General features: G+C 38.3%; 9 protein-coding genes, 2 tRNA genes and 1 pseudogene. 7 read left to right on the top strand and 5 right to left on the bottom strand.

Translation table 11 applies throughout. From position 1 onward, the window contains the following. Positions 1-184 precede the first annotated feature (184 nt). The 5 genes from CTN07_RS00830 to CTN07_RS00805 all read left to right on the top strand — a co-directional run bounded on the left by CTN07_RS00830 (position 185) and on the right by CTN07_RS00805 (position 5559). A tRNA-Ser gene (locus CTN07_RS00830) sits at positions 185-272 on the top strand. Between the two features lie 25 nt (positions 273-297). Beyond that, positions 298-388: transfer RNA gene (locus tag CTN07_RS00825), tRNA-Ser, on the top strand. A gap of 787 nt (positions 389-1175) precedes the next feature. Beyond that, the gene (locus CTN07_RS00820) at positions 1176-2987 is read left to right on the top strand and encodes a leukocidin family pore-forming toxin (RefSeq protein ID WP_005300058.1); all 1812 of its coding nucleotides are present in this window, start codon (positions 1176-1178) and stop codon (positions 2985-2987) included. Between the two features lie 826 nt (positions 2988-3813). Further along, positions 3814-4686 carry a BstA C-terminal domain-containing protein gene (locus tag CTN07_RS00815; RefSeq protein WP_005300056.1) on the top strand — a complete coding sequence of 291 codons (873 nt, stop codon included), beginning with the start codon at positions 3814-3816 and terminating at the stop codon, positions 4684-4686. 159 nt (positions 4687-4845) lie between these two features. Continuing rightward, positions 4846-5559 carry a hypothetical protein gene (locus CTN07_RS00805; RefSeq protein WP_005300053.1) on the top strand — a complete coding sequence of 238 codons (714 nt, stop codon included), beginning with the start codon at positions 4846-4848 and terminating at the stop codon, positions 5557-5559. A 233-nt stretch (positions 5560-5792) separates the two neighbouring features. Here CTN07_RS00805 and CTN07_RS00800 read toward each other — a convergent pair whose 3' ends face one another. Together CTN07_RS00800 and CTN07_RS00795 are read right to left on the bottom strand one after the other, a co-directional pair. Then, on the bottom strand, positions 5793-6851 hold the full coding sequence (locus CTN07_RS00800; protein ID WP_005300051.1) for an IS91 family transposase: 1059 nt from the start codon (positions 6849-6851) through the stop codon (positions 5793-5795). Positions 6852-6862: 11 nt separating this feature from the next. Next, positions 6863-7738 (bottom strand): tyrosine-type recombinase/integrase, encoded by an 876-nt coding sequence (locus CTN07_RS00795; protein WP_005300050.1) that lies wholly within the window; start codon positions 7736-7738, stop codon positions 6863-6865. A 266-nt stretch (positions 7739-8004) separates the two neighbouring features. Between CTN07_RS00795 and CTN07_RS00790 the strand changes: the two genes are divergently transcribed. Then, positions 8005-8724: a hypothetical protein gene (locus CTN07_RS00790; RefSeq protein ID WP_198137218.1), complete on the top strand. Its 720-nt coding sequence runs from the start codon at positions 8005-8007 to the stop codon at positions 8722-8724. A 291-nt stretch (positions 8725-9015) separates the two neighbouring features. Here CTN07_RS00790 and CTN07_RS00780 read toward each other — a convergent pair whose 3' ends face one another. After that, on the bottom strand, positions 9016-10545 hold the full coding sequence (locus CTN07_RS00780) for a transposase (protein ID WP_005300046.1): 1530 nt from the start codon (positions 10543-10545) through the stop codon (positions 9016-9018). A 147-nt stretch (positions 10546-10692) separates the two neighbouring features. Between CTN07_RS00780 and CTN07_RS00775 the strand changes: the two genes are divergently transcribed. Then, positions 10693-11871 (top strand): hypothetical protein, encoded by a 1179-nt coding sequence (locus tag CTN07_RS00775; protein ID WP_005300045.1) that lies wholly within the window; start codon positions 10693-10695, stop codon positions 11869-11871. Between the two features lie 323 nt (positions 11872-12194). Here CTN07_RS00775 and CTN07_RS00770 read toward each other — a convergent pair. Then, positions 12195-12308 (bottom strand): annotated as a pseudogene (locus tag CTN07_RS00770) (GNAT family N-acetyltransferase); the annotation flags it as partial. After that, entirely contained in the window at positions 12283-12576 is a 294-nt protein-coding gene (locus CTN07_RS00765) for a type II toxin-antitoxin system TacA family antitoxin (RefSeq protein ID WP_036764106.1), read from the bottom strand. The pseudogene CTN07_RS00770 and the gene CTN07_RS00765, both read right to left, overlap by 26 nt. Positions 12577-12655: the final 79 nt, after the last annotated feature.

The following is a 12655-nucleotide window of genomic DNA, read 5'->3' as shown; positions in this document are numbered from 1 at the left end:
AAGGAATTAGCACTATTTTTGCGCACCGTTAATAGGTCACTGCATACGGGGAGGGTAAGATTAAAGCGAATTGATCTAATCCTCTGCAACTAAAAGAAAATAAAAGAAAAAGCCTTGACCCCATGGCTCTAAATCTTTAAATTACGTCTCCGTTGTCACGGTAAAGCTGTGATGGCAACAATGTGGTGAGGTGTCCGAGTGGCTGAAGGAGCACGCCTGGAAAGTGTGTATACGGCAACGTATCGAGGGTTCGAATCCCTCCTTCACCGCCATAACTTCTTACGAGAAGAACAAAACGGAGAGATGGCTGAGTGGTTGAAAGCACCGGTCTTGAAAACCGGCATACGTTTGTAGCGTATCTAGGGTTCAAATCCCTATCTCTCCGCCATATTTAGAAAAGCCGCTGAGTTTATGCTCAGCGGCTTTTTGCATTTCTGCGTTTTGAAATTATCTTGCAAGGTGTGTTTTATTTGTATTGCTGCTTTATTTTCATTACGTGATAGTAGTTACCCCAACGGCTAGAATGATACATTGCGGTGCGCTCTAGTAATGGGAGTCCTTCATCAGTTTAGGCAGGGATACCAATAAGGTATGATAAAACCTGACATAATCACGACAAATATTAGATAGAATAAGCTCATCCGTTACTGTAATGTGAATCATTATCATTATCATTATCATTATCATTATCATTATCATTATCATGTGCTGTGAGGTGATTATATGTCAAGCTTACTCAATACTTGTATTATCTCGCTATTTTTTGCATCAATGATAGTTCGGACTGTCATGTCTACTCATGTTATTCATTTAAATCTTGGTTATAGCAGCCCTCACTCCAACCTACACACTAACTACCTTTGTTCTAATTATATTATTAACTTATTACTCATTAGAGTATGAAAAACAAATAAGATCTCAATAGTAAAAAAGTAATATCGAATTACAAATTCTGAGCAGAGAGGAGATATTATTTTTAAAATTGGATAACGTCACGAAGAGTTAGGGAGGGTCTAATCAGTTATATAGAGATAAGAAAGGATTTATTCTCTGGAGTAAATAGTTAAAAAACGATGGTTTAAATACGTTATTTGACATGAGAGTGTAAGTATTATAACAAAAATATTTAATTATTAAAAAATATATTGTAACGCAAATGTTTATATGGGGATATTATGAAAATTAGAAAACTATATAGTTGTATACTTTTAGGTCTTAGTAGCTTATCTGCCAGCGCTATAGCTGATGTTGATAATTATTCTACGGGCGCAGACGTTATATCAATATTAAGCAGTGTGCAAAATCCAGATCGTATTGTATATGTAAATATGAAGCAGGAGGAAATATCAACTTACAACCGTATATTAGAAGATATCATATATAATGATAAACAATATATCTTTGATCTTTCTTTTGATAATAATGAAGAAAAAGAGAAGCTTCAAAAGAAATTTAAGGATTTAATGGGAGTAAAATTTGATAGTAATTTTATAGTTGTAACAGGCTATAAAAATCAACTAATGTATACTCCTATAGCAGATGCTAATGATCGTATGGTATCTGTTCTAGATCATGAAGCCAGATCTAATGATATCTCTAAATACCCAATGGCTTTAGCTTTACGTTCAGGTAACGCTACTAGTGATCAATCAATTTCTTTGCCCCATGTTTCGTTTTATCTTAATGTTAATAAAGAAATAACTGATCAGGAATGTACTTTCCGAAATTCTTTAATTTGGGATAGAGGAAGTCGTTCTTTCTGTAAAAATGGTAATATTTCACTTATTTATCAAGTTATATTAGAGCGTTCTTTATCGTTTGGTACTAATGGCATTGCAACGCCTGATGCAAAAATAGTTCGAATTAGCTTAGATGATAATACGACAGGTGCCGGTATACATCTAAATGATACACTGACGCAAAAATATTATTGGGCTAATTATCAGGTGGTATCTGGTTGGGCTAGAGAGTGGTCAGCCAGTGCTATTGCTCAAGATTATTTATTTGATATATCTACTTCAAATAAAAAAGCTCAGATATTAAAAACGTTCCCTCGGGAGAATATTAATTCTAATTATAATATAAATGAATCTTCTGGATTCACCATTGGTGTTACTGGTGGTGCTGAAGTTAGTAAAGATGGCCCGAAAGCGAGTCTTCAGGCTAATGCTAGTTATAGTCAATCTAAGTCGTTATCTTTTAATACCCAAGACTATAGAGTTGAAAAAAATTCAACTTCTGCCCAAAATGTTTCTTTCCGTTGGGCGAGAGAGCAGTATCCTGACTCAGAGTCACTGTTAGATAAGTGGACAAACCCTGTATGGTCGGAAGGTTATCCTGCGAATCTAAAAAAAGTTCAGCCGCTTAGTTATGCGAGTTTTGTTCCTAAACTTGATGTTATATACAAAGCATCTCCTAATGAAACAGGAAAAACTCAATTTACTATAGATTCATCAGTTAACATTATGCCTCTATATAATAGATCGTGGTTCTATTTTTATGGAATTGGTGCACATCAGACTTATTATGGTGTAGATGATCAGCCTCTTCGTAGAGTTAATAAGGCAATATCATTTACTGTTGATTGGGAGCACCCTGTATTTACTGGTGGAACTCCGGTAAATTTACAGTTAGCATCTTTTAATAATAAATGTATCGATATCCAAAACAACAATAAAGTAATGACGGCTGAATGTGATATTAATAGTAAATCACAGTCATTTATTTATGACCAATATAATCGATATGTTAGCGCAACTAATACTAAATTATGCTTAGATGGCGAATCTTTATCAGAACTGCAATCTTGTAGCTTGAAGCTAACGCAAAAATGGTTATGGGATGGAGATAGATTAAAAAATAGTTTTGAAGATAAATACTTAACTGTTGATAGTGATACTTTATCGTTAGAAACTGGTTTATCTAATAAACAAAAATTAAATTCATCATATACAAGAGTTTTTGACCCATCAACCATAAATCAGTAAACGTTAAAGTTTAATGTTATGTAAGCTCATTTGGTGTTAAGCCAAATGAGCTTTTCTATATAAAACTTAACTAACTCTAAATTTCATGATTATTAGCGATATTTGAAACAGATTCATGTCTATATTGTTGTTTCTAGTGTGGAGCTGGAATTCCTATCTTTCTATCATTTTTAGAACAACTACTGAGTTTTGATCGTATCTTTCAGGGAGTACAACTCTCATATTGCACCCCAACTTTCATTATGTGGTAGTGGTTATCTCAGTGGCTTTAAATTCTTACTTCTTAACTGCGAGCAAGAGGAATGCCTCTTCACTTCCAGCCCACTAGCGTAGGTAGATAACGTTTCTTCACTCGTTTTTGCCCCAAAACTTGTTAGATCAAATACTCATTCATTTTTTATTAACGTGGTTTTGGATTAGTTTTATTTACTGTTTATATGAACAGTTATAATGAAACGTGGTGATTTTATCGCTTTAGTTCTGTTTTTAATAAGAAATATTTCTTGTTAAAAACAGAAGTGGAATCATAATCAATTGAAAATTATATCATTTAACATTTCAGTTTGTATTTAATAAGACTGATTAAATACATTTCTTACTTATCACACCCTCTTATTGAGCGTCAGGCGTGAAAAATTGTTATCAACTTCATGATATATATAGATTATATCTAGTATGATAAAGGTTGTTTATGCGTGTATTTTTGCGCGAAAGTAAGAATGCTTATTAATATACTGTTAGGTGCTAAAAACATCGTACTTCATACTTGTTTTCTTGCATATAAGACCCCATGTAAAAAATGGGTATCTAATCGCAAGGATTTTAAATGGAACAATACAACCTTCAACTATCTTCAGTAAAACATACTGCTCCTGATGGCATTGAAATGGGTGTAATGAACAACGGCACTCCGTATCTTGGTGCTCGTGGTTTGGCAGCCTTATGTGGTGTCGCACCAAGCGTAATAATCACTCTTGTAAAAGATTGGGAAGCAGATTTGCGCTTTAAGCCTCGTGGTCAGGCTATTGAGCAGCTGATTCTGGATCAAGGTGGCGACCCAAGTAGTTTATATGTTCCAATTACCGTCGATGGGAAGACTTACCATGCAATCAACGATGTCAATTGCATGGCAATACTTGAATACTATGCGTTCGAGTCTCAAACACCACAGGAACAGGCCACACGTAATTATCGTAGTCTTGCCAAACTAACTCTTCGTACATTCATTTATGAACGCACAGGCTACAACCCTGAAGACTCGCTGCCACAATATTGGAAAACTTTTCACGAGCGTATAACACTTAACGAGTTACCGTCAGGTTACTTCAGTGCTTTCTCTGAGATTGCTAACTTAGTAATCTCCGGTATTAGAGGTGGTATGCCTTTTGACAGTAATACGATGCCAGATATAAGCGTTGGTATGGCATGGGGCAAGCATTGGTGTGGTAATAGCTTTGATGAAAAATACGGTCTTCGTCGAAAACACCTGCACGTATTTCCGGAAGATTTTCCCCAAAAAGATCCAATGGCATGGATTTACCCTGTTGAGGCGTTGGGTGAGTTCCGTCGCTGGATGGACGACATTTATGTCACCGAGAAGTTTGGCACTTATTTGAACAATAAGGCAAAAAAAGGTGGTTTAAACAATGTCGATATACAAGCTTTGGTTCAAGCAGTTCAACCTGCACGATTGAACTAGTTAGTGCGGGCAATTAGCACCTAACAATCTGTTTAAGAGTGATTCGCAACGCGTGGAATTTTTACTATGCGTTTAGTGAGGTATGCGGCGGCTTTGGTATTGCGTTGCTCACACCGTAACAGGGCATTATATTAATTCAAAAAAGTGTAGAGAAACTATATGACTAAAATGACACTTGGTTCTGCGATGTCAAAGACTGTAAAGTCTGAAAAGCCATTAGATTTATTAGCAGATATTTCAGATATTATTTTGTCTGAGCTTGCAAGTAGTTTGGAATCATTACCAATATTTGGTTTGTTGTTTAAAGGCTACAATGCCTTAAATACTATTCAAGGCGAAATTTCCGCACGAAAGATATACAACTTTTTCTATGAAATTCAGAACTTGCGTTTAGAAGATAAAGCTAAAGTAATGGATGAAATTTCCCGAAGTAAGGGGGGGGGTGATGAAGCAGGGCTTTTATTACTAGATCTGGTTGATAAATCAGATGATAACCTCAAGCCTAAACTAATTGGTAAATTATTTGTAGCGTGTGCATTTTGTGAAATCACAACTCAGCAATTTTTGCGTCTTTCAAGTGTTGTTAATAATGTGTTTATTGATGATTTACAGAAACTAAAAGAAGTTTATGAACACAATGCACTCTCAGATCAACTAAAATCTATATATACAGCAAATGGATTAATGGAAATTTCAATCAAAAAGCCTCAGAAATTCTCTCAAGGTTACACTATGTCTGAGCTTGGGGATGCTATATTTAATCAAGGGTTAGCGCTTGAATACTCTTTGACAGACGATGGTAAGCTATTGGCAAAAGTTTGCTTTGAAACTACAGAAAAAATAGGAAATACGCTAGAAAAGTTTGGCGTGTGACAATTAATATAACAAATAAGGATATGTGTCGCGAAGCCGACACCTATCCGAAGTGTTGGACAAGCCCAAGCCGCCTTATATTAGTAAATATTGGAAATAGCATGAAGGGGGATGACAAAATGCAGTCGAGCGTTATCCTTGGTGTGAACCAATAACTTTAACACTCTGATTTATAATAAAATCCTCGTTAGTTCTGCAGCGTGAAAGCCATTATCCTTATTATTGAACGTCGGTTATTTGGGTCGAAATATTCCTGTTAATTGCATGACATGTTGGCAGCAGGGGCAAAAGGGTTGGGCTTTTATATGTACCGTTTTATTCGGTGAGGGCAACGTTAGTTGCCCGGCTAACATGAACATAAATTGGATAGCTTGAAGCCGCTTCTTTTCATGCCCTCGCAACAAACCATAATCACGTACCCGACGAAATCCTTTCGGTAACACATGCTGCAATATCAACCAAAGAAATTGCAATACGGGTAATGTGCGTGTCTTCATCGTTTGAGTTTGACTCTCTTTATAACGAAATGTCACCTGATCATGATGGATAAACAGAATGTCTTTGTCCGCAATCACCCCTCGATAAAGGTATGTCGATAAATACAATAATGCAGGTTTTCCTTGCCCTACATGCCGACAATCAACCACCCACTTTTTCGTGATGTGATCGGGTAACGCCCACTTTAGTTCAGTGGTGAGATAGGCTAACAATCTTGCACGCCATACTTTCGCAAGAGCAAACGCATTAAAGAGATACTTATTTTTACAGTTCTTCCATTGTCGTTTTTTGTCATCAAAGCCACCGCCAGTGATCACCATATGAATATGAGGATGTAAATCTCGACGTCGATTATGAGTGTGTAAAACAGAAGTAAAACCGATGCGATTACCAAGGTGTTTATCATTGTTAGCGAAGCTTTTTATCACACTGGCTGTCACAGTAAACATGGCTTGGTAGAGTGCTTTGGTATGCTTTTTTGCCAGATATCGAAGCTCAGCTGGCAGTGTGAATGTCACCATAAAGTAATCAACAGGCAACAATTTCTGTTGCTGCTTTGCTAACCAATCGGATGTTGCTTGGTGCTGACACTGAGAACAATGACGGTGTCCACAAGACATCGCATATTCAGATTGATGTTCGCAATGCGAACATTGCCAGCGACTATGTCCTTGTTTTTCAGTGTGACATGTGAGTATCGCTTTCATGGCATAACGTATATCGTGATTGATCTGGGTGGAGTACGTAGCACAAAAGTCATCGTAATAGTCACGCAATAATGATTGAAATGTCATAGGTTCAGTTCCTATGATAGCGTTAAATCATTAGTGAGTTGATTAACGGTTGTTGTCGTATTTTTGCGGGAGATGTCGGTTAAATGGGTATATTTAGCGGTAGCATTTAAACTGTTATGACCTAATAAGTGCTGTACTGAACGTAAATCTAAGCCTCGTTCTAATAGGTGAGTGGCATAGCTATGACGCAAATTATGAGGACTGATAGATTTCGTGATCCCGCAGCTTTTAATGACGGCTTTCATTGCTTTTTGAACGCCGCCGCGATCCATCACGGTATGGTTAAGATTGAACTGTGAAGGAAAAAGATAACGACTATTTTTGTGGGTTTGCCAATAATATCGCAGGGCATACAGGGTTCGCCTTGGTAGTGGGATGAACCTGTCTTTACCGCCTTTGCCTTGTCGAATATGGACAAGCATACGATGGCTATCAATATCACCCACTGTGAGATTTAACCCTTCACCGAGCCGTAACCCGAGGCTATATAAGGTCAGAAAAAACACTTGGTAACGCAGTTGCGAAGTAGCATTAATCAATAGGCTCACTTCGCTTGGAGTCAAAATGTCAGGTAAGGTTTTCACATGTGGTGGCTTTACAATATTCAGCCACTCCCAATCACGTTGAAGGACATGCTTAAAGAAAAACTGTAAGCCATTGCGATCAATTTTCACGGTACTCCATGAATGTGTTTTGATCAGTTGTGTAAAATACCGTTTCAGATCGTCGGTAGTTAACGTGTCTGGCGATTTATCCAGTTGATGGGTAATGCGACGTAGCGCACGACTATAAGCATCAATCGTAGCGGGACGTTTACCTTGCAAGGTGAGATGGGTAAGGTGTTGTTCATAAAGATAATCTGAACGATGTTGCTGTGCTTTATTCATGATAAATACTCCTTTTGGAAAGGTGTATTTACCGTAGTTGAGGTTGTGGGTTTTCACTCTGCCGCGCAGCGGCTTCGTTCAACAAACTGTTTAAGAGTGATTCCCAACGCTTGGCATTTTTCATTCCATCGTTGGGTTTTGTGTTTAAGGTGATATGGTTAGGTTCAGTGGTAACGTTGCTCACCCCTTAACTAACAGGGCGTTAGTTTGACTATTAAACTAACATCATATAACCTCGATGTCTGTATAAAAACACAGTGGTGGTAATGATGAGAGATGATTTTATACAAAAAACTAAGTTAGCTTTGCAGCACCGAGTTGGTAATTGCTGTTCTAACCCAGATTGTCGGCGCAAAACAACAGGACCTAACTCTGATCACTCCAAAGCTAGTAACATCGGTGTCGCTTGTCATATCACCGCAGCTTCGAAAAATGGTCCGAGATATGATTCTGATTTATCTTCTGAGGATAGAAAATCAGTTTTGAATGGTATTTGGCTATGCGAGTCTTGCGCCAAAATGATTGACGTTGATGTAGTTAGGTATCCGGTAGAACTTTTATATAGTTGGAAGCATCAAGCCGAGGCTATAGCAAAGTATGAGTATGAAGGCCAAGATGTACCACCAGAGTTACTTCATAATGGATATTATTGCCCCTACTGCGAAACCTTTGTTAAGGAGGGTATTACCTTTTGCAAAGGTTGTCATGCGGATATTTGTTATGGCTTGACTCCTAATGAGAAGGGAGAGTCCGCAAAAAGTTGGGGAATGATTGGCCTTGTGAGTAGCATGCTTTTGTTTATGCTCGCGCCGCAGTTTTTAAATGGAATGTTTGGCTTTTCAATTCAGCCATTTTTTGGATCTGGTATCTTTGCAATAATTTTTACAGCGGTGTTCTCGTTTTCATTGATGCTTTTTATGCCTGAGCGCGAACATAAAGAACGGCTCAAGCAACCCCCGCGTTTCTTTAAGGCTCGGTCATACTAGTCAAAACTAACAAAGCATTTAAGAGTGATTCGCAACGCGTGGCATTTTCACTATGCGTTGGTTCTAGTGTTTAAGGTGGTATGCGGCGACTTCTGTATTGCGTTGCTCACACCTTAACAGAGCGTTGAGGCTGTAGAATTTCTCGGTTTTTCTCAAATTTCACCTGATATTTTGATAACTTTCCCGTATATATTGGCTTAAATACGGAGCCGTGACATTGGTGCTTACGGTGATAATTTAAGATATAGGCGTCGTTGCTGGTTCTGGCTGGTTTTAGCGGGTTTTCCCGCTCTAATGAATGTAATTTCGCAGCTTTTCTATGTTGTGGAGCAAGCTAAACATCGCCCATTGAGCGTTGACTTTCTCTTTACCTCTCAGAGTGAATCGATTCATCTGTTTGTTAACGGTGATATTGCCGAAAACGGGCTCAACACACCAAAGGCGCTTACTGTATTGCCGCCTTCCTTCTGGGCTATCAATTTTGTCTTTCATAGCTTGCATATGGTCAAAGTCTTTGGTGTTTTTGTATATAAAGAAGACTTGTCGGCCTTGCTGTTTTCCTGGAGGCTTCCACATACACTGAGATTGGTGAGTGCACTGTCGACAGTCGTTGAGGTAGCCACAAAACTGAGCGCCTCGCTCTCCGCGAATTACGGCATTCTTACTGCTAAGGCGCATCATCTTCCCCGCAGGACAGCGGCAAGTCATCGTATCTTGGTCAAACTCGAACATCGTAATGGGATAACAGGTTTTGCCTGTTTTGGAGCGCTTCTTACGTTTCTTTGCTTGCTCGGTTTTGTAGGTTTCACTGCTTTGAAAGAGTGGGTTGCGACTGCGAAATGCAGTGTCAGCGATGTAACAATCGTACGGAGTGCCAGCCAAGAATTTGAGATTGGCTTTGCTGTGAAAGCCACTGTCAGCCGTGAACTTGATTGTGTGCTCGGCAGAATTCGGCAGTTTGTCCAGTTGTTCGTTTAAAGCGAGTACTGCGGGTTTGAGCGTTTGCTGCTCACCGACACTACCCCATACTTGGCTGTACAAAATGACTTGGTGTTTGTCATCAGTGATAGCAATGCCGTTATAGCCTTGAATCGTGCCCTTCGAGGTGGTCATTTTTGCACTATCGTTGTCAGTGATGTTGCTTTTTATGGGCTTGTTATTAGAGCCTAACTTGTCCTGAGTACTTGCGAGAAATTCACCTATTTTATTGGTGCTGCTATCGAGCTTTTGTTTTTGTTTTAAGTCTTGTGCGATAACCTCGTTAGGTAGGGCGTCTTGATTTTGATGGCGTTCGATAATGCGGCGACTCGCACGTTCTAGTTTCTCTTTTTTGCGTTGCAGCTCATCGTGTGTGCCACTCCATTCTTTACTGGCATTGGATGAGATTTTACATCCATCAATGGCAAACATGTTACGCCCGATAAGACCTTGTTCATCACATATCATCAAGACTTGAGTAAAGAGTGATTCAATGGTGTCTTTCATTTTAGCGATGAAGGCAGCGATGGTGGTGAAGTGTGGTCTGACATCGCCAGATAAACACATAAAAGTGACATTGTTGATACAAGCTTTTTCAATGCGTCGACTTGATAGCATGCCGAGAGAATAGGCATAAAAGATAACCTTGAGCATGATGGAAGGCGGATAGGCGGCCGCTCCGTTCTGGTCATTGCAATAGTGTTCATCAAAAGGTGATAGGTCGAGGTGATTATCAACGATATGGGCTATTGCATACTCGATAGTGCCAGGGATGATTTGCTCATCGATGATGACAGGGACAAACATGTATTGGTTCGAGTAATCGGTTTTGAAGTTGGGCATAACCGTGTCTCATGACGAATAATTTAGATTAGATCACAAGGCTTTAGTGCGTTCAAGCTCATATCATGATGAAATATAGGTAAGATCAGAATTGAGAACGAGTAAGGAAGAAATCCTACAGGCTCGTTATATTTTTATCGAGGTTATATGGTCTTTCAAAGTGATTTAAATGAATATTGCCAGACATATCTGGTTAAAAAAGAAAATGTGCCTGAACCATCACCTTGGTCTTTTTTAAGGGATACAGAGAAGACTAACCAATCAAATTTTGAGCAATCCATGCTCTTTGATCGAGTTAGTTTCAAAGTATATGGTGCAAATATTCCTCTTATAATATTGATTAATAAGTTTGGTGTGAAAGGAGTCGAGGCATTATTAGAGCAAGATGCAATTAATTTTGTTCTATGGAACCATATGGTTACGTATATGGTTGATGAGATAAAAGGAGTTGAGCCTCTCCAATCAGGAACACTAACATCGCCAGCTCACTCTGATCCAGAAGAGTCGCTGAGTTTAGGTTTTGGGTGGTTAGCGAAACCTTTACGGACATCCTCAAAAAAGAATTTGATACGAAAAACTAGAGATAAGTATACGATACTAGACTCTAATCTATCAGCAAAGTCAGTCCAATTAGCAAAGTCCAGTTATAATTCAGGTAAGCTGAAAATTTATGGCTTAGACCCAGAGTTATCATCATATATTGATCTAAATAAAAGTGGTCGAGAAAAATTATGCAGTTGTGCAAGTGAAATACTGCTTTATTCTTATCTTATAAATAATAATATATCAACTTACGATAACTTTGAGTTTTATAATATTTTTAACGAGTCAGTTGATAAAATAAACAAGTCTAAAAAGGTTTTAAATAACTATAATGTGTTATCAAAAGTAGAAAATATACCTAATGCTGCCTCAATTTATAATCAACTTGAAAAACCTTTTGATAAGTTAATTAAAATCCGGAATAAGAATAATTCAAAAAAGTTCAGGAAATGGTTATCAGATAATTCATGTACAGATCAGGATATAACGAAAAGCTATATTGACTCAATAGTTAATTCCAAAGGTTTCTTTGAAACTAAGAAAGGAAAATTAACAAAATCTATAGCAATGACTGCTATCGGAGGTGTCATTGGTGGGGCGATTGCTGGTCCTGGAGGTGCTGTTGGTGGCGCAGGCGCATTAAAATTATTAGAACCTGCAGCTGATATTGCACTAGATATGCTCGATGAGTTCGTTTTATCTGGGCTAACTAAGGGTTGGACTCCAAAAATGTACTTTGATGATCTGGGGAAACTTCAAAATATAACAAAAACATCAAGGTGACGCTTTACACTCGGCGGTTTTGGTATGGAGTCCGGTGCGCTTGGTAAGTTGATCGTGGCGCACCTTATCTTCGGCGTTATCCCTACTTTTCCTAATACTTACCAGCCAAAATAGAGCAAAGTGCGTAACTCGCTTTTGTCCAAAAATCATTTAGCCTGAGACGCTTGAACACACTCTCATGTCAGTTATTGACCAATTTTTCTATGTGCTAAGCTAAGCATTTACGATTATGCAGACATGTTCTGCAATTTGTGGTTACAAGAAATATAAAATCGGTTAGAACCATGTGCTGCTATAGCATCTGTATTTTATGAAAATGTTATCTTTCTTGGCTGCTGACTCGCCATCACTTTTAAGTAATTATTGAGAGTTTCGATGCCATAGTTGAATCGGTTTACATCGTGCTTAGCTTTATCGAGAAGTACCGTATTCATCATTAAGTTTTTTCCCGTATCGTGTAGCGGCCGCTTTTAGTTTTGAATTTTGTAGTGCTGGGCGGTCTAAAGCGTTCATCAGCAACGTAGCATCAACTTGGCTCAGTTTTAAAGTTTGTTCATGCTCGATAACTTTTTTCGCTTTTTCAATTGCAGCACTTATAACAAACGAGTTAATACTCGACATGCCAGATATCGCAGTAGTTTTTGTCAGTAAATCTTGTGTTTCAATATCAACTCTAGCGGTAATGCGATGTAAGGTAGTCACCATAATATTATCTCTGGTTGTGTCAAAATCTCATATCAGCATTTTGGTCTAAAAGTGTGCAATAAGCAAAAAAGCCCAGTCA

The sequence above is a fragment of the Photobacterium damselae genome (genome assembly GCF_003026815.1).
Lineage (GTDB): Bacteria > Pseudomonadota > Gammaproteobacteria > Enterobacterales > Vibrionaceae > Photobacterium > Photobacterium damselae.
Note: the sequence above shows the minus strand (reverse complement) of the source record. Positions and strands in the feature narration are given on the sequence as shown.